Here is a 19,388-nt window from a genome sequence, read left to right on the forward strand (position 1 = left end):
TTTACCTACGGATTGGATTTTATAGAAGTATCAAGTGGCTTATCTAAAGGCACATTCAAAAGGCGTAAAGACTCTTGCATGATGCGCGCAAATACAGGCGCTGCAACCAAACCACCGTAATAACGACCTTGCGGGTTTTCAACCACGACGATCATGGCTAAACGCGGATCACTGATTGGTGCAACACCTGCAAATAAAGCACGATATTCACTGTTTGAGTACCCTTTACGGTCTGCACGTAATTTATGTGCTGTCCCTGTTTTACCCCCGACACGATACCCCGGAATCACGGCTTGTTTGGCAGTTCCGCCTGGCATGGTCACCTGTTCAAGCATGGTTAAGACTTGATCGGCAATTTTAGGACTTAATACCTGTGTCCCTTCTGGTGCTTTGTCTAATTTACGCAAGCTTAATGGCATTTGCACGCCATGATTTGCCAACATGGCATAACCTTGTGCAACCTGCAAAATGGTCGCGTTCAAACCATAACCATAGGCCATGGTTCCCAACTGAGACGGATTAAGCTTATCACCCGAATAAAGCAAACCAGAACTTTCACCAGGGAATTTCACCGCTGAACGATGACCAAAACCAGCACGTCTAAAGAATGAAGGAACTGTATCTTTCGGTAGTGATAAAGCGATTTTTGCCGAGCCTACGTTTGAAGATTTGATAATCACCCCAGAAACAGTTAAAGCACCATAGTTGTGCGTATCACGAATGGTATGCCAACCTAAACGCATCGAACCCGGTGAGGTATTTACAATGGTATTCGGCGTATATTTACCACTTTCTAGCGCAGCAGCCACGGTAAATGGCTTCATGGTCGAACCCGGCTCAAACATATCAATCGCGCCGCGGTTACGCATCGCATCTTTATTACTGAGACCGTTTTTATCGTTCGGGTTATAAGATGGCCAACTGGTCATCGCCAAAATTTCACCCGTTTTAACATCAACTGCAATCGCAGTTGCTGAACGCGCATTATTGGCGACACCCGCAGCGGTCAATTCACGGTACATAATATATTGCAAACGTGAGTCGATACTCAGCGTGACATTTTCACCTGATTCAACTTCTTTAATCACTTCTGAAACTTTGAGACGATTACCCTTTTTATCACGGATAATTTTCTGTTCACCGTCCATCCCTGACAACTGTTTATTCAGTTGCATTTCCAAACCTTCAATCCCCATTCCTTCACTATTGGTCAAGCCAATAATTTGGGCATTGGGTTGAGGCTGCGGATAGTAGCGTTTATAGCTTTTCTCTGCATAAACACCTTGGAAATTGCGCTTGGTAATTAGGTCAGCTTGCTGTGGTGGAATTTCTTTTTGCAAAACTAAATAACGTGAACGTGGACGAGCCTGCATTTGTTTCTTTAAATCTGCCCGATCGACACCAACAGCATCTGCCAGTTCATCTAGGTTCAAGTTTTTATCAGGCAATTGACGTTTTAATTTGCGATTATTCGGATCTTTTTTGAGTTCAGCGGTAATCTCGTCAAATTGTTGTTTGGTTTCCCAATAATCTCTTGGGTCCATCACAATTTTCATGATCGGTGTACTAATTGCCAAAGGTACACCATGACGGTCACTGATCACGCCACGCATCGCCTCTAGACGTTCAGTTCTTAAAATATTGGCATTGGCCTTATTTTGCAAAAAGTCTTTATTGACCACTTGCACATAGAACGCACGGGCAATCAACACCACAAAACAAAGCAGCACCGTTCCCCAAAGCAGATAAAATCGCCACATATCCAAAGCAAGGGTCGGTCTTTCAGAAATAGACTGCTGTTTTTTTCGTATTGGTTTACTTCGCTTATCTGCCATACAGCATGCCTTATTTATCTTGCTTTGAAGTCATAGGTAAAGAAATCACGACCGTCTGCGTTGCTGGCGGTGAGAACATACGGAGTTGTGTGACTGCGCGAGAACCAATCTGTGCGGTTGCACCAAAGGTTTGCTGTTCAATCAATAAACGCCCCCATTCAGCGTTTAAATCATCTCTTTCACGCATATATGCACTCAAGTCACGATAATCATGGCGGTATTCAAATACTTGGAACACCACCATCATCGCACTTGTAAACACCAATGCAACGAGTACAGCATACACAACAACCTTTTTCAGTCCTTTTCTGCTGCTTGGTCTAACGTCGTCATCATTCTTGTTGTTCATTCTCAGCCTTTTTGCTCTAAACGCTCAGCCACACGTAGCCATGCACTACGTGAACGAGGATTTGCTTTTACTTCTGCTTCACTCGCACGAATACGAGAAACTTTCTTTAAACGTCGAGTATCAACCTGTGCTTGAGGCATGCCCCAGCCTGAATCTTCGGCCAAACTCGATTCTTTTTGAATAAACTGCTTGATTAAACGATCTTCCAAAGAATGAAAGCTAATCACTGCCAGTTGTGCAGTTGGTTTTAATAATGTGACAGCTTGCGGTAAAAATGTCTCGATATCATCGAGTTCTTTGTTAATGGCAATACGAATCGCTTGGAAAGTACGCGTTGCAGGATGCTTATGCTTTTCCCACTTTGGATGTGCGGTTTTAACCACTTCTGCCAGTTGGGCTGTCGTTGTCATTTCACCTGCCAGTTTAATGGCTTTGGCAATACGACGGCTATAACGTTCTTCGCCATATTGGTAAATAATGTTTGCTAGTTTTTCTTCTTCAATCTGAAGCAACCACTCTGCTGCGGTTAAGCCTTGCGAATTGTCCATTCGCATATCCAGTGGCCCGTTTTGCATAAAGCTGAAACCACGCTCTGCTTGGTCCAATTGCGGTGATGACACACCTAAGTCAGCCATAATACCATCGACTTCAGTCAGGCCAATTTTGGCAAGCTCAGCTTGAATATCCGCAAAACTGGCATGAATAATTTTAAACCGTGGATCGTCTTGTTCTAATTGTGCTGCAACTTCAAGGGCTTGTGGATCTTTATCGAAAGCGTAAACACGCGCATTTTGGTCGAGTTTTGAAAGTAATAGCTTGGTATGACCACCGCGACCAAAAGTCGCATCGACAAAAATACCAGTATCGCGACCTGCCAATACGCCATCAACGGTTTCATGAAGTAAGACAGAAATATGCGACATAAGAAATGGATCAACAGCTGAAAATGTAACTGCACATTATCACCTTGTTTTATGTCAGCACCAAACGACTTTTTGTAGAGAATTCTTAACTTTTCATAGATAAAACCGTTTTCTTATCATTTTTCAGCCAACAAAAAAGCAAATACAGCGCGTATTTGCTTTTCTACTTTTTCTGCCAATCTAAATAAGAACTAAATTTATGGTTTTTCCGCATAAATCTGGTCGAAAATCGCACCATTCACAAAATGTGTTTTTTGCGCTTTTGCCCAACCACCAAATACGTCATTAATCTTGAACAGTTTAATCTTTGGAAATTGCTGAGCGTATTTGGCAGCAACTTGTGGATTACGTGGACGGAAATAATATTTTGCTGCCAGATCTTGCCCTAAAGGTGAATACAGGAAATTTAAGTAACCACGTGCCAGCTGACGATTGCCATTTTTATCGACGGTTTTATCAACAATTGCCACCGACGGTTCAGCCAAAATCGAAATGGATGGATACACAATTTCAAATTTGTCTTTCCCTAAACCTTGAGTTGCCAATAACGCCTCATTTTCCCAAGACAACAGCACATCACCAATACCACGCTCAGCAAAAGTGGTTAATGATCCACGCGCACCTGAGTCTAAAACTTTGACGTTCTGATAGAGCTTTTTCACCAATTCACGTGCCTTGGCGTCATTACCGCCGGGTTGTTTCAACGCATAACCCCAAGCCGATAAATAAATCCAGCGTGGTGCACCACCCGTTTTTGGATTTGGTGTAATGATTTCAACACCGGTTTTCGTCAAATCATTCCAATCACGAATATTTTTTGGATTGCCTTTACGCACCAAGAACACTACGGTTGAGGTATAAGGTGCAGAGTTATCTTTAAATTGTTTTTGCCAGTCTTTACGGATTAAACCTGCATTGGCAATTTCATCAATATCATTGGCCAATGCGAGCGTTACGACATCTGCCTGCAAGCCATCAATGACTGAACGTGCCTGTTTACCCGAACCACCATGTGACTGTTTAAAATCAACATCCTGTCCTGTTCTTTTTTTCCAGTACTGGCCAAATGCTTGATTATATTCTTGATAAAATTCACGTGTTGGATCATAAGACACGTTTAAAAAAGTGGTTGCTGCTTGCGCTACACCATTTAAGCCCAACGCCAACAATGCCGCTGCGATGACAGTTTTCATTATATTGTTTACTCATTTCGCCCCATTTGTCACCACTATATTTCTTTAAAAATATTTTACAATCATATAGTTATACCAATATATTTATTACTATTCTGTTTTTAAGATATAGCAATGGCCTGTATTTCCTGCATTAAAAGAATATCCAGCCTTTTATTTTTGTGGCAAAATGAGAAAAATTATCATTCTCCACTTTTTCTACACATTTACTTGCTAGATTCTAGTTGTATATAAAGTAGCCATAGTGCTATAAATACACAACAGGATGTGTCAAATTTTTATATTTTTGTAAAAAGTGTGACATATATCAACTTTTGTATTAAGATTTATGTTTGAATCGTATTATTAAAGCAATAGTATAGTCGTTTGGTTAGTCTTGTAGACTCAATATCATGAAGGGGATGTGAGCAATGCGAGCATTAAATATGAAAAAAACACTAAGTTTAAGCCTATTTTTAGCATGTTCTGTCCAACTTGGACATGCGGCAGCAATTAAAGAAAGCAATAACATAAAAACGCTTGATAAATCTTCTTCAAGCCTGATTGTCAAAGCACTGGATCAACAAAAACGTAATACATCGATGTTGCCGTCAACAGATGATGAGTTAAAAATGTTGAATACGATTCGTACAACACCAACTCAGACCTTCTTTGCAAGCCAACATGAGCGTTTTTCTCGTTTCGTTCAAATCATATTCCAACCACACACTTCTTAATATTTTTTAAATATGTGCCCCTTCACATGTTTAAATCAAGCCTAGTCATGCCGTGACTAGGCTTTTTCGTTATAATAGTCTCAATTTTAATTTAAGCCCCGATCATTTATGAAAGTTCGTACCCGTATTGCGCCTTCTCCTACAGGTTTTCCCCATGTAGGTACTGCTTATATTGCGTTATTTAATTTATGTTTTGCCAAACAGCATGGCGGTGAATTTATTTTACGTATTGAAGATACGGATCAACTTCGTTCAACCCCAGAATCTGAAAAAATGATTTTAGACTCTTTGCGCTGGTTAGGGTTGAATTGGTCTGAAGGTCCAGATGTTGGTGGTCCACATGCCCCTTATCGCCAATCTGAACGTATGGGTATCTATAAGCAATATGCTTTAGAATTGGTTGAAAAAGGTCATGCTTTTTATTGTTTTGCAACCGCAGAAGAGCTTGATCAAATGCGTGCTGAACAACAAGCACGTGGCGAAACACCTAAATACGATGGTCGTGGCTTAAAATTATCTTCAGAAGAAGTACAACGTCGTCTCGCTGCGGGTGAACCTCACGTTATTCGTATGAAAGTACCTGAGGAAGGCATTTGTAAAATTAATGACTTACTCCGTGGTGAAGTTGAGATTCCATGGGTACAAGTCGACATGCAAGTCCTGTTAAAAACAGATGGTTTACCGACCTATCACCTTGCAAACGTAGTAGATGACCACTTAATGGAAATCACTCACGTATTACGTGGTGAAGAGTGGTTGCCATCAGCACCGAAGCATCAATTGCTTTATCAGTACTTCGGTTGGAAAATGCCAACCTTATGCCACATGCCATTGTTGCGTAATCCAGATAAATCAAAGCTGTCTAAACGCAAAAACCCGACCTCAATCAACTATTATCGCGACATCGGGGTATTGCCAGAAGCATTGTTGAACTACTTAGGTCGTATGGGTTGGTCAATGCCTGATGAGCGTGAAGTATTTACCCTACAAGACATGATTGAAAACTTTGATGTACAACGTGTTTCTCTTGGCGGTCCGATCTTTGATGTTGAGAAACTGAACTGGCTCAATGGTCAATGGATCAAAGGATTGACACCAGGGCAACTGTTAGACCGTTTATTGGCGTGGAAAAGTGACCGTCAAACACTTGAAGATATTGCTGCAGCGATTCAACCACGCATCAACTTACTCTCTGAAGCAGTGAATTGGGCAGGTTTCTATTTCAATCACATGCCACAAATCGACAAAGCGCAATTCGAAAGCAAAAAACTGACAGAAGAACAAGTTCGTCAGAGCCTACAGTTTGCAATTTGGCGCTTAGAAAGTCAGTTCAGCTGGAATAATGACACGGTAAGTCAAACCTTGATGGACTTGGCCAATCAGATGGAAGTTAAACTTCGTGATTTCATGCCAGCCTTCTTTATTGCGATTGCAGGTTCAACCAGCTCAACACCTGTAATGCAATCAATGGTGACATTAGGTCCAGATTTGACCTTTGCACGCTTGCGTCATGCTTTAGAGATTGTGGGTGCGCCAAGCAAGAAAGAACTGAAAGTTTGGGAAAAGCTAAATGAATCACTAAAACTGCCGAAAAATGATGCAAATAGTGAGACTTAATTCAGTTTAATGATTGACGTGTGAGCGCATTCCCCCTAATATTGCGCTCACACAATCTGGGGGTCATAGCTCAGTTGGTAGAGCGCTACAATGGCATTGTAGAGGTCAGCAGTTCGATCCTGCTTGGCTCCACCAAACCTTATTTGTGTTGCCTCATCTGTCCCTATCGTCTAGAGGCCTAGGACATCGCCCTTTCACGGCGGTAACCGGGGTTCGAATCCCCGTAGGGACGCCAAATTTTGTTTATCTAATAATTATATTTTTCTCACAATCTTGCCTGAATCAGATTGCACATTTTCGAATTTTCCATAAAATAGCCGCTTCTCTATGCTTGGACAAATTGTCGTATGCAATCTTCCAACTCGAATACGCATTCAGAATCAAAAACTTTAAAACGTGCAATGAGCACTCGCCATTTAGTTATGCTTTCTTTAGGCGGTGCAATCGGTACAGGTTTATTTTTAGGTTCTGGTGAAGTTATCGCTCAAACTGGCCCTGTGGGTGCAATTATTGCCTATGTGTTAGGTGGTTTGATTGCCTATATGGTCATGCTCTGTTTAGGTGAACTTGCAGTACATATGCCTGTTGCTGGATCTTTTGGTGCATACGCTCAAAAATATATTGGTCCAGGCACGGGTTACATGATTTCTTGGGTCTATTGGCTTACATGGACTGCCACATTAGGGACAGAATTTACCGCTGCCGCCTTGCTGATGCAGGAATGGTTCCCACATATTTCCATGTGGATCTGGACCATTATCTTTGCAGTTACCATTTTAGGGCTCAATCTTAGTTCAACACGTATGTTTGCTGAATCTGAGTTTTGGTTGGCCTTGGTTAAAGTAGTGACCGTGATTGCCTTCATTATTTTGGGCTTACTGGCTATTTTTGGACTCATTCCTTTCCAAGGTTATGAATCAGCACCACTATTCCATAACTTGACTGCACATGGTTGGTTCCCTCAAGGCTTAATTCCAATTTTTACCACCATGCTGATTGTTAACTTTGCCTTCTCTGGTACAGAACTAATTGGTGTGGCGGCAGGTGAAACCAAAGACCCTGCAGAAAACGTACCTAAGGCGATTAATGCAGCCATCTGGCGTTTATTAATTTTCTTTGTGGGTACCATCATTGTGATTAGTGCACTGCTTCCTTTCCAAGCGGCAGGTTTGGGTACTGAAGGAGTGAGTAGTAGTCCGTTCGTTACAGTGTTTAATTATATTGGCATTCCTTATGCCGATGACATTATCCGTTTTGTGATTATTACGGCCTTGTTGTCTGCAGCAAACTCGGGTCTGTATGCTGCATCACGTATGATGTGGTCTCTGTCAGATCAGCGTCAGTTACCAAGTGTTTTCTCAAGACTGTCTAAAAGTGGAACACCGATTATTGCGCTTGTCGTGACGATGTTTGGTGCAATCCCAGGACTTTTATCAGAGCACTTTGCGCCTGAAACAATTTTCAAGAATTTATTGGGTATCGCTGCGTTCACCATGGTGATCGTGTGGATGAGCATCTGTTTAAGTCAGTTTAACTTTAGACGCCAGTGGTATAAAGCAGGCCATTCTGCAAAAGATTTGAAATTTGCTGCGCCACTTTATCCAATTGTCCCAATTCTCGGTTTCATCTTCTGTTTCATTACCGGTTTAAGTATGGCAGCAGATCCTGAGATGCAGGCTGGCTTTATTGGCTGTTTACTGTTTATTGCAGCCTGTTATTTAAGTCATTACCTGTTTTATCGTGATCGTAAATAATCAAATCCCATAAAAAATGCAGCTTAAGCTGCATTTTTTATGTCTGTAGAAATACCATTTATTTGGTGGTTTTTTCGCTTAACTACTTATTTTTGATTATTTATTCTGCGATATGTTTTATTTTTAGACACTTATTCACTTTTTTTAAATTTTATTCAGAAAAGTGTTTGACACCCTATCTAATTCACCCTAATATACGCCCACCTCTGAAACGTCCCTATCGTCTAGAGGCCTAGGACATCGCCCTTTCACGGCGGTAACCGGGGTTCGAATCCCCGTAGGGACGCCACTAAATTCGAGGAAAAGCAAAGATTAATATTTTTGCCGAGAATTTAGGCCTAGCGGCACATGATATATTTCATATCTTAGCCATAGGTAAATCTCCTCACGATACGTCCCTATCGTCTAGAGGCCTAGGACATCGCCCTTTCACGGCGGTAACCGGGGTTCGAATCCCCGTAGGGACGCCAAATTCTAAAAAGCCACTGCATTGACAGTGGCTTTTTTATTGCCTATTCACTTCCAATTCCGACCTGAACTTCTAAACGGCCTGATTGTACTCGTAAACCTCGAATCTCAAATTGGTCCACCAGTTGTTGTACCAAATCACGACTTTCTTGCAGAATATTCAAACCCGGTAAAATACTAAAATCGGTCAGACTTAGAAGTTTATCAACCATCCAAGAACGATTATTAATGAAATCAATAAAACCCGCTTCTTCCAGATCAATATACCAAAGACGGTGTCCTTCCTTTTGAATGCCCGGCACATCGCGAATCAGATGATTAATCAGGAATGGAATCGGTAAGGAATTAATCACCTCAAAACTGACATTACCCACCCGACGTGCGGCCCAGTTGGTTAAAGTACCGCCATGACGGATCTGTAAATCAAGATGCTCATCAACTTGACGCAAACGCAAATATTTTTCCTGCCCGATACGGCATTCCAGTACATTGAATTCGAGCGAAAGACGATACAGAAAACGACGGTAATGCCCATCTAACTCGATGTGGAAGCGATCATTGCCGCATTCAATTTTAATATCATCGATTTCAGAACGATCCATACGTTTTCGGATCTGATTATTGAGCAGCATTTCAGGTAAATATAAGGTGAGACTACTTTTCCCCAACGATGCTCTTGCCATCGTCAAAGCGACTTGACGTGCTGCCTCACTGGTTTCTGAAACCATGTCACGCACGGTATTGCGCACCCCTTCAACACCACGCTTGGTATGATGTGTCACATGATCTAAGGCATCGAGTGCCGCATCTGCCACACCCGCAATATTACGTGAAGTATCGCTGGCAAACTCAACCGCATCTTGTGCATGTTGCAATGTTTTATTGATCAGCCGACGTGATAATGATGGTTTTTCATCAGATGATGATTCATCTGCTGGCATAATATCGAACATCGCCTTTTTATCATCTTGTCGATTCAAGATGTTCTCCCTCTTCCCTTTCTTACTGACTCATTTCATATGAGCGTCGATCTGCTTTCTGAACTTATTAGACGTTTTTCTGTAGATTAGCATGTCCCACACAGCAATTTGCGTATTTTTGTTGTGCAGTGCCAAATTATTTAGGTCTTCAAATCACCTCTTTCATTCCGAAATTCTAGCTCCTCATCCGTCGATACAAGCTGCTGTTTATGCTCTGCATGTACCGTTTGAATCTGGCTCAAACGAATCGTTTTATAATGCTCCAAAGTGGACTCAAGCAGCTGTACTTTTTCTTGCCCAATGCCAAAACTCGATAGCTCACGTAGTGCAACCCAAGCCGCTTGCATCCGATCCAATTCATTGCCTTGTTCTAGCTTGGTTTGCATCCATACTGATAAGTCTTGAGCACGGTTGCGTATTTCCAATTGCAAAGCGAATAACCGACTACTGAGTGCGACTTCACTACACTGCTTAAGCAAGTGATCGACTTGTTTGAATTGCTGCATCTGTTGCTGTACATAAGGATTCAAAAGCGCTTGGTGGAACCATTTCGCAAAGGCCGTCATTTCCTGAACCACGATGTCTCGCTGCGCATATAAAGCCGCTCGTTCTGGATGTTGTTTATTCAAGCGCACATCACCCAGATAAGCCATAAGACCTTGCTCTAAGATGATTTGAATTTGTCCCAACCGTAGCTCTGCTATTTGTGTCGATTTGGTCTGAATAAGTACATTGGTCAACTCAACTTTTTGCTCAGGTTGTAACAAGACGTGCAAAGCATCTGTATCGTGTTGCATTGCGTTCCAGAACTGCCCAAGCAAATATGCTGTATCTCGTTGTTGTGAGCTATCCTCAGTCTGTAGCAGATATCGTAACGCCTTTTGTAAGCCTTCTGACTGCGCTAAACATTCAACAATGCTGGTTTCACTTAACAATTGCGGTGCGCTTACAATCATGGCCTGACTAAAAGGGATATGCGATTGCTTGCCGCCCAGCAACCCATTCAGAGATTTCCCCAGTGAATTTAATCCACGTCCAACATCTGCCAAAATATTGGTTTCAATCGCTCGTGTTTTTAAAATAGATTCAGGCAATAATTGACTCGCAGCACGCTGTAATATCTGATTATAATTTTTCTGATCAATGGGCTTTTGATAGTGAACTAACAGATTCATAGCATATTCAGCATCACTCACTTGTAGTTTATATTCAGACTCATTTCGATTTAATAAACACTCAATATAGGCATAAAACGCAATTTCATTACGCTGAGTAGATTGCTGGGCTGCCCATTCATATAACTCAATGGCTTGAGTATATTCTGTCGCGCCCGCATAGGCGTTAGCCAAAGCAACTGCATGCTGCGCACTCGGATAGTGCTGTTGGAAATAGCTGAGTAACTCAATTTTTGGTTGTTGATCCAGACAATGATCAAGTTGACGTAGATAGCCGTTGATTTGCTGCTGTGTGGGCTGTGTAACGATGAAATTGAGTCGATACATTAGACATTGTTCATACCAAGCATATTTACGCGCATGAACTTCATAAGCAGTGAGCAGTTCATCTTCAATCAATTGAATCAATTCTGTGGAATAAAGAATATCTTCATCATTCTCATGTTTAAATTTCCACTGCTTGGGTAAAGAAACTTTAAATAACCGCAATAGGAAATGCGCACTCAGATCAGGACTTTCCATGCTCACCAGCATCAACTTATCTTGAGTTGAAAGATGCTCTTTTCCTTTCTGTATGCGTGACAAACGCAATTTTAGAATCTTGGTGGGTAGCATGCGGTTCCTTTCGCACTATTGAGCCAGTTCATCTCGCAACTTAGCAGACTGAACACCCTTTTGCGAACAGCTTTAGACGAGCTGTAGCATGACCTTCTACGCGATCATATACGCAGGTCTCAATATCTGTACAATAGAAATAATAAGTAAATTTATGTATTTGAAACGCTCAGGATTTTTGCTTTTACATAAATTTCGCTAAAATAGACAAAACAGAATAGGAATCCTTTATGCAATACCGTTGCCCGAAATGTCAAAGCGTGAAAATTATGCCTGCAAGTCAGGGTGCCAATAGTCCGCGCCCAAATGTACCAAAAAGTTTAGTGCTTCTTGTTCCAGCTATTTTCATTTTATTGATCTTGGTCTTGATTAGTGTTGCGATGTGGATTTTTGGCAATGGTGCAGGTCAAGGCCTACAAATCGCGACCGTGGTGGTCTTTGTCATCTGTGTCATTGCAGGCGTTTTATTCTGGCGTGATCTGCCTGATTTTAAAATTTCAATGCAATCCTTTATGCAGGCACAAAAGCATTGGAAATGCCGTGACTGCAACAACGAATGGCAGAATTAATCATTAGCCAGAATCCGTCGTTTTCTATTTTTAACAAATTAAAAAATAAATAGTTACAACGGAGTCATGTTGAAGTCTCATCCTATTTTAGGATTAACCTTCGGTTCGACCTACTTTTCTTTCGGGAAAAGTAGGCAAAACCATTGTCATCTACAAAACCTGTTCACTTCTTGCATTTAAATATAAATATTGCAAAAACCGTCCATTGCAGATTCTATTCAGGTTGTAGATGACTCTTCCAAGTTTCATATTTTATGCTAGGTTTAGGTCAATTATCCCTAAATGAAGATTCACATCAGCTTAATGCTGATGTGAAGGATCATGTGCTACTTCTTCATTCTGTTGATGGGTATGCTGACAATTCATTTCTGCATCATCTTCAATTTGCAACGTCACCTCACCAATCTCATGTTCATGCGCCAACATATCAATTGCTGCACGATGTAGCTGATTACGATCTACATTCGGTGCAAAGAGATGTACTGTGAGATGAATATTCTTTGATGTGATCGCCCATACCTTCAATTGGTGGATACTCTCAACACCGTCCAATGCCAGCAAATCATTACGTAGTTTCTCAATATCGACTTCTTCTGGTACGCCTTCCAACAAAATATTGATACTTTGTCTGAGCAGAATCCATGTTCTTGGTAAGACCCAGAAACCAATAGCAACCGCAAGAATGGTGTCCACCCAGTACCAATTGGTGAAATAAATCACAATCGCACCAATGATCACACCGACCGAACCCAATGCATCGCTCAATACTTCGAGATAAGCACCCTTCATATTCAGGCTTTCCGCTGCACTCGACATTAAAATCTTCATCGAAATCAAATTAATGATCAGGCCCAATGAAGCGACGATCAGCATGCCAACACTTTGAATCTCAGGAGGCTGAGTAAAACGCTGGTAGGCTTCGTAAAGAATATAGATTGCCACAAAGAATAACATCGACGCATTAAATAGTGCCGCCAGAATTTCAAAACGTTGATAGCCAAAAGTACGCTTATTATCCGCCGGCCTTTTAGCAATTTTAATTGCAGCTAGAGCTATCGCCAAAGCAGCAGCATCGGTAAACATATGCGCAGCATCGGACAATAAGGCTAAACTTTGTGTAATTAAACCCGCGACCACCTCAACGATTAAGAATGTTGAAGTTAATACCAACGCAATCGTAAGTTTTTTTGCATTGCCTTCAGTAACGACTGCATGACTATGGTCATGCCCTTGATGTCCACTCATGTTGGACTCCTTATCATTATCAAAAATAAGACCTATCTGTTTCAGGTCTTATCGTCAGCCAAAGCTGGGATAGCTTTGGCTAATTCAGATTCTTCTTAATAAAATGCTTAATTAAGAAGATAGCATAAACGGATTAAGTTGCGGTTTCCTGAATTTTTCGCTCTTTAGCTTCATTCATCCAACGATAAACCACGGGCAAGATCAACAAGGTCAGTAAGGTAGATGAAATAATCCCCCCAATCACCACAGTTGCCAACGGGCGCTGTACTTCGGCACCTGTGCCTGTGGCAATCGCCATCGGGATAAAACCGAGCGATGCTACAAAAGCCGTCATTAGAACAGGGCGTAGACGTAATACCGCGCCATGCCATGTGGCGTAATGAACATCGTATTGTTCTCTTAGCTCTTTAATAAAACTGAGCATCACCAAACCGTTCAGTACCGCGACACCAGATAAGGCAATAAAGCCTACACCCGCAGACATCGACAATGGAATATCCCGAAGCCATAGCGCAACTAAACCACCTGACAACGCGAATGGAACACCACTAAATACCAATAAACTCTCTTTAAAATTATTAAAGACAGCCATTAACAGAACAAAGATCATCAGCAATGCCAATGGCACCACAATTTGCATTCTGGCTTTAGCAGAGGCAAGATTTTCAAACTGACCGCCATAACCAAGCCAATAACCGCTTGGTAATTTTTGCTGTGCAAGTTTCTGTTGCATCTCACCCACGAATGAGCCCAAATCACGATCTCGAACGTTGGTGGTCACCACAACACGGCGCTTACCATTTTCACGGCTGAGTTGTGCCAGACCTAAGATATTTTCAACCTTCGCCACATCTTGCAGTTTGATCAGACCACCATTCGGTAGCTGAATCGGCAACATCGCCAATTGCTGCGGGGTCCGCATGACATCATCAAGACGCACCACAAAATCGAAGCGACGGTCACCCTGTAAAATCTGCCCAACACTTTGTCCACCGATACTCGCTGCGACTAAATCTTGAATGGATTTCACTGATAAACCATATTGCGCCGCGAGAGCATGATCAATATCAACATTAAGTAAAGGTAAGCCATCCGTTTGCTCGACCTTCACTTCACTTGAGCCAGTGATGGTTCGTAACGTTTGGGCAACTTTTTCTGCTTCTTGGTTCAAGACCTGCATATCATCACCAAAAATTTTCACCCCGATATCGCTACGCACACCTGAAATCAGTTCGTTGAAACGTAATTCAATCGGCTGAGAAAACTCACTGTTATTGCCCGGAATTTTCTCAACATAGGCCAACATTTTGGTCCGCAACTCGTCTATGGTTTCTGATTTATCAGGCCATTGATCACGTGGCTTTAACAGTACGATTGCATCAGAAATATTGGGTGGCATCACATCGGTTGCTACTTCTGCCGTTCCTGTACGTGCAAAAATTGCCTTGATTTCAGGAAACTCTGCAAGTAATTGCTTCTCAACACTTTCCTGAATCTTGAGCGATTCTTCAATCCCTGTACTTGGTGCACGCATCAATTGTAAAGCAAAGTCCCCTTCACTCAGTTGGGGCGCAAACTCACTTCCTACTCGAGAACCAATCGCAGCCGTGAGGATCAAAATGGTCACTGCACCAGCCACCACCACATAACGAAAGGCATAAGCTTTATCTAGCAAAGCTTCATAATTGCGTTTTAATGCAGCCATCCAGCGACTTTCTTTTTCTTTTACCTCACCCGTGACAAATAAAGCTACCGCAGCAGGAACGAAAGTCACCGATAAAATAATTGCTCCGATTAATGCCAATACCACCGTCATGGCCATTGGATGGAACATCTTCGCTTCCACACCTGCCAATGCGAAAATTGGCAAATACACCACCATAATGATGATTTGTCCAAAAATCAGCGGACGTCTTGCCTGCTTTGCTGCCAAGAATACTTCGGTAAAGCGTTCGGAGCGTGTCAATAATCGCCCTTTATGGTGTTGGGCTTCTGCCAACCGTCGAATACAGTTTTCAACGATCACCACCGCACCATCGACGATAATCCCGAAATCCAGTGCACCTAAACTCATCAAGTTAGCACTAATTTTTTGCTCAGCCATACCTGCCAGCGTAAACAGCATCGACAAGGGAATAATACATGCGGTAATCAGTGCCGCACGGAAGTTACCTAGGAACACAAACAGAATCACAATCACCAGGATTGCGCCTTCAATTAAGTTCTTGGCAACGGTCTTAATGGCTTTATCGACCAAATTACTGCGGTTATACACTGTTTCGATCACCACCCCTTCAGGCAATGAACGTTTGATTTCCTGCATTTTGCTATCTAATGCTTGGGCGATAGATTTACTGTTCTCGCCCATCATCATCATGGCGATCCCGAGTACAGTTTCTTCACCATTATAGGTCGCGCCACCTGTTCTTAGGTCATGCCCAATTGAAACCGTTGCGACATCAGCAACACGAATGGGTAAACCATTTTTGGTACTGACTGTGACATTTTCAATGTCCTGTACCGTCTTCAACATGCCCGGAATACGAACTGTGAGTTGTTGACCATTTTCTTCAATAAAGCCCGCACCGCGGTTTTCATTGTTTTCAGTCAACACCGTTTGCAGGTCAGTTAAAGGAATTTGCAATTGTTGCAAACGTTTTAAATCTGGGGAAACCACATAGGTCTTGTTGTAACCACCAATGGTATTAATTTCAGCAACACCAGGCACACGTTGTAATTGAGGACGAATAATCCAGTCCTGAATTTCACGCAGGTCCATGGCTTGATAAGGCGTACCATCTGCTTTTTTGGCATTCGGTTCTGCCTTGACCACCCACTGATAAATCTCACCTAAACCCGTTGAAATCGGTGACATTTGTGGATCAATGTCATCAGGCAAGGCACTTTTGGCCTCTTGTAAACGTTGATTGATCAGCTGACGTGCCCAATAAATATCGGTGCCATCTTTAAAAATCACCGTGACTTGGGATAAACCATAACGGGAAATCGAACGCGTCTGCTCTAGGTTTGGAATACCTGACATGGCATTTTCAATCGGATAAGTAATCCGTTGCTCAACCTCTGGTGCAGTAAATCCACCTGCCTGACTGTTAATTTGTACTTGAACATTGGTAATATCGGGAACAGCATCAATTGAAAGCTTTTGATAGCTATAAATCCCGACACCAATCCATGCCACAACAAACAGCATGACCCAAATCGCATTGCGAATGGAAAATTGAATAATACGGTCAAAGAGGCCTTCCGCAGGTGGAAGCCCCAAATTATCTTTAGTGTCCATGCTCAGCCTCTCCTTTCTCAATCTCAGATTTCAAAAGGAAACTGCCCTGACTGACATATTGCTGTTTTTCAGTCAGGCCGGATTGAATTTCGACCCACAGTCCATCACTCGAGTAATTACCGAGCTGTACTGGCGTTGGGGTGAAATGCAATTTATCTTTTTCTTGCTTGGCCACAAAAACAGTTGCTTTGCCCTCGATCTGCTGAATCGCGCCTTTGGCAACACGAAGGACTGACTTTTTATCCGCACCATTCAATAACACATTGACCATCAAATTTGGTCGCAGTTCTTTGGCAGGGGTCAGTACTTTGGCACGAACTTGCAAACGGCCCGTTTGTGTATCTGCCGCTGTAGTTAAGGTCTGAATCTGTGCTTTAAAAGTATTACTGGTTTGCAGGGATTTGAACTCGATCTGCTGATTTGGTTGTACATTGATGTTATTGACGCTTGGTAAAATAAACTCAATCCAAAGCTGATCCAATTGATCAATCACAAACAACTGCTTATCTGGAGTAATCTGCTCACCCACTACAATATCTTTCAGGCTGACGACACCACTTAATGGTGCGGTCAACACATAACGTCCCTGACTTCCACTGGATGCACCTAAAGCAGATAAACGACTACGGGCTGCTTGTACCTGAATCTGTGCCTGACGATAGGCATTATAGGCACGTTGATAATCCTGACGCGCTGAAACGCCTTGTTCCCAAAGTTGCTTTTCACGCTGATAATCTTGCTGAGCAAGCATTAAAGCCTCTTGAGCAATACTTAAATTGGCTTGCTGATCCACCAGATCTGGAATAAACAAAGTGGCTAAAACCTGTCCTTTCTTCACTTGTTCGCCAAGGGCAGCATTGACACTTTCTACGCGTCCAGCAAAAGTTGCTGAAACATGCGCTTGCTGATCAGTATTGGTTACCAGTTTCGCAGGATAGGCATATTGCTGCCCCACTTCACCTACACCGACCTGAGCCAATTTAACGCCATATTCCGTCATTTGTTTTGGTGTTAGGTTTAAGCTGCCTTCCTCAGTTTCATCAGCATGTCCAGCTTCACCTTCTGTATGACCCTCTTCGCCTTCGGCATGACTATCGCCCGCTGCAGCTGCTTCACCACTAGGTTTGTTCTTGCCAGTAAAAAATAATAATGCGCTGAGGACTAAGCCAACAACGACCACCAGAATGACCCAAAACCACTGTTTCTTAGATTTATTTGTCGACATTATTCTGCTCCTACAACAGTGGGAAGGTTATTGGTATCTTTCCAAAGGGTCTGATTGATTTGATTTAATGCATCACTTGAACTGACGACGCCTGGTTCAATACCCAGTGCCAAGCTCTCTGCCTCAATCTGTTTTTGCCATGCACTTTTCAGCAACTGCACTTTATTTAAACGTTGATCCTGCAATTGCATCGTGGCTTGCTGCACATCGGTAATCGCATATTTACCCACTTTGAAACCGAGCAGCATCTTTTCCTGTACGGTTTCAGACAATGGAATTTGTCGCTGATTGACCAGATCAAACTGTTGCTTTAGACCCGACAACTCTGCGCTTAAGGTCTGAATCGCATTTAAGTTTTGTTGCTTATAAAACTGTTGCTGCTTGACCAGTAAATCTTGTTTGGCATTGGCAATTCGTAATGAATATTGCTGACGATTGAAAATATTTAACGGAATATCGATGCCCACTCTGAACTTGTTATCAGTTGAATTGGTTTCCGCACTTTTACTTTGTACCATCCCTACATTAAGGGTTGGATTCGGTCGGTTGGATACTTTCAAATAATCAATATTGGCTTTTTGCCGCACAATATCCAGTTGGATTGCTCGCTCAAATAAATTGTTCTGCAAATAGCTTTGCAAATCTTTTTGTTGCGGCCAGACATTGCTCGCTCGGGCAGAAAATCGATTGTCAGTACTGCCCCATAAATTTGCCAATTGGCGCTTTGCTGTAGCTAAAGCCAACTCGGTTTGTTGAAATAAACGCTGATTTTCAATATGTGCCATCAAGGTACGGTCTAAATCAACCTGCGCGATGCTCCCAGCTTGCAGTCTTAAACGCGTCGCATCTAAAGTTGCCTGACTGTTTTTTAACTGTGCCTGAACAACATCATGCTCTAGCTCTAACACCACGACCTGCGACCAAAGATATTTGACGGCCAATTCGAGTTGAGCATCGTATAACGCTTGATTAAGGCCCACTTGGGACGCTTGCACATCAGCGAGTTTCACCGCTGCACGACGTTCACCAAAAACATCCAGCTTTTGTGAAAGGCCAAACTCTAATTCCTTGTCTTTACCTGACCTAAAATCCGTTTGTTGAATCGAAATACTTGGGTTTGCCCATAAACCCGCTTGTTTAACATTGGCCTCAGCAATACCTTGCTGAGTTTGCCAAACGCCCATACCTGCTTGATGCTGTTTCACATCTCGCAGGATTTGTTCAAAATTCAGATTTTTCTGCACAGCCTGAGTCGATGAATGATTCACATCGAGCAAAGACTCTGCTGTTGCAGACTGACTAAAAATCACAGCCGTTAACGTAATCGCTAAGACTGACCATTTTAATGCTATTGAAGGCGCACCATGTTCTACTGCATTTTTATGCAATGCATCGATACGCTGATTTAGATTTAAAGACATAT

General features: G+C 42.3%; 13 protein-coding genes, 4 tRNA genes and 1 pseudogene. 8 read left to right on the forward strand and 10 right to left on the reverse strand.

The genetic code is table 11. The annotated features are described in order from the left end of the window. Nucleotide 1: 1 nt before the first annotated feature. The 4 genes and pseudogenes from ftsI to F887_RS01325 all read right to left on the reverse strand — a co-directional run bounded on the left by ftsI (nt 2) and on the right by F887_RS01325 (nt 4,300). Nucleotides 2–1,835, reverse strand: a pseudogene (gene ftsI, locus F887_RS01340) (penicillin-binding protein PBP3). 10 nt (nt 1,836–1,845) lie between these two features. Further along, nucleotides 1,846–2,184, reverse strand: a complete 339-nt coding sequence (locus tag F887_RS01335) for a cell division protein FtsL (protein ID WP_005297388.1) — start codon at nt 2,182–2,184, stop codon at nt 1,846–1,848. A gap of 2 nt (nt 2,185–2,186) precedes the next feature. Further along, nucleotides 2,187–3,107 carry a 16S rRNA (cytosine(1402)-N(4))-methyltransferase RsmH gene (gene rsmH, locus F887_RS01330; protein WP_005297389.1) on the reverse strand — a complete coding sequence of 307 codons (921 nt, stop codon included), beginning with the start codon at nt 3,105–3,107 and terminating at the stop codon, nt 2,187–2,189. 197 nt (nt 3,108–3,304) lie between these two features. Then, nucleotides 3,305–4,300 carry a sulfate ABC transporter substrate-binding protein gene (locus F887_RS01325; protein WP_005297390.1) on the reverse strand — a complete coding sequence of 332 codons (996 nt, stop codon included), beginning with the start codon at nt 4,298–4,300 and terminating at the stop codon, nt 3,305–3,307. 410 nt (nt 4,301–4,710) lie between these two features. Between F887_RS01325 and F887_RS01320 the strand changes: the two genes are divergently transcribed. From F887_RS01320 to F887_RS01290, 7 genes are all read left to right on the forward strand, one after another. After that, nucleotides 4,711–5,016 carry a hypothetical protein gene (locus tag F887_RS01320; protein ID WP_005297391.1) on the forward strand — a complete coding sequence of 102 codons (306 nt, stop codon included), beginning with the start codon at nt 4,711–4,713 and terminating at the stop codon, nt 5,014–5,016. Nucleotides 5,017–5,124: 108 nt separating this feature from the next. Next, complete coding sequence (gltX, locus tag F887_RS01315; protein ID WP_005297393.1) at nt 5,125–6,633, forward strand: glutamate--tRNA ligase; 1,509 nt, start codon at nt 5,125–5,127, stop codon at nt 6,631–6,633. Nucleotides 6,634–6,692: 59 nt separating this feature from the next. Next, a tRNA-Ala gene (locus F887_RS01310) sits at nt 6,693–6,768 on the forward strand. A gap of 24 nt (nt 6,769–6,792) precedes the next feature. After that, nucleotides 6,793–6,868, forward strand: a tRNA-Glu gene (locus tag F887_RS01305). Nucleotides 6,869–6,980: 112 nt separating this feature from the next. Then, on the forward strand, nt 6,981–8,387 hold the full coding sequence (locus F887_RS01300; RefSeq protein WP_005297394.1) for an amino acid permease: 1,407 nt from the start codon (nt 6,981–6,983) through the stop codon (nt 8,385–8,387). 213 nt (nt 8,388–8,600) lie between these two features. Then, nucleotides 8,601–8,676 (forward strand) — tRNA-Glu (locus F887_RS01295). A gap of 105 nt (nt 8,677–8,781) precedes the next feature. Continuing rightward, nucleotides 8,782–8,857, forward strand: a tRNA-Glu gene (locus F887_RS01290). A gap of 42 nt (nt 8,858–8,899) precedes the next feature. Here F887_RS01290 and F887_RS01285 read toward each other — a convergent pair. Together F887_RS01285 and F887_RS01280 are read right to left on the reverse strand one after the other, a co-directional pair. Next, nucleotides 8,900–9,835: a hypothetical protein gene (locus F887_RS01285; RefSeq protein WP_005147387.1), complete on the reverse strand. Its 936-nt coding sequence runs from the start codon at nt 9,833–9,835 to the stop codon at nt 8,900–8,902. A 140-nt stretch (nt 9,836–9,975) separates the two neighbouring features. After that, a complete protein-coding gene (locus tag F887_RS01280; protein WP_005297395.1) occupies nt 9,976–11,625 on the reverse strand; it encodes a hypothetical protein in 1,650 nt (549 codons plus the stop codon). A gap of 230 nt (nt 11,626–11,855) precedes the next feature. Here F887_RS01280 and F887_RS01275 point away from each other — a divergent pair, with 230 nt between their 5' ends. After that, nucleotides 11,856–12,194 carry a hypothetical protein gene (locus F887_RS01275; RefSeq protein WP_005185581.1) on the forward strand — a complete coding sequence of 113 codons (339 nt, stop codon included), beginning with the start codon at nt 11,856–11,858 and terminating at the stop codon, nt 12,192–12,194. 300 nt (nt 12,195–12,494) lie between these two features. Here F887_RS01275 and F887_RS01270 read toward each other — a convergent pair whose 3' ends face one another. The 4 genes from F887_RS01270 to F887_RS01255 form a co-directional block, all read right to left on the reverse strand. Further along, nucleotides 12,495–13,439 carry a cation diffusion facilitator family transporter gene (locus F887_RS01270; RefSeq protein WP_005147397.1) on the reverse strand — a complete coding sequence of 315 codons (945 nt, stop codon included), beginning with the start codon at nt 13,437–13,439 and terminating at the stop codon, nt 12,495–12,497. A 133-nt stretch (nt 13,440–13,572) separates the two neighbouring features. After that, nucleotides 13,573–16,740 carry an efflux RND transporter permease subunit gene (locus F887_RS01265; protein ID WP_005147398.1) on the reverse strand — a complete coding sequence of 1,056 codons (3,168 nt, stop codon included), beginning with the start codon at nt 16,738–16,740 and terminating at the stop codon, nt 13,573–13,575. Further along, the gene (locus F887_RS01260) at nt 16,730–17,965 is read right to left on the reverse strand and encodes an efflux RND transporter periplasmic adaptor subunit (RefSeq protein WP_005297396.1); all 1,236 of its coding nucleotides are present in this window, start codon (nt 17,963–17,965) and stop codon (nt 16,730–16,732) included. Before F887_RS01260 ends, F887_RS01265 begins: the two co-directional genes overlap by 11 nt. Further along, nucleotides 17,965–19,386, reverse strand: coding sequence for a TolC family protein (locus tag F887_RS01255; RefSeq protein WP_005297397.1), 1,422 nt, complete (start codon nt 19,384–19,386; stop codon nt 17,965–17,967). The genes F887_RS01260 and F887_RS01255 overlap by 1 nt, the downstream gene beginning before the upstream one ends. Nucleotides 19,387–19,388: the final 2 nt, after the last annotated feature.

This window comes from Acinetobacter sp. NIPH 2100, from assembly GCF_000369805.1.
Lineage (GTDB): Bacteria > Pseudomonadota > Gammaproteobacteria > Pseudomonadales > Moraxellaceae > Acinetobacter.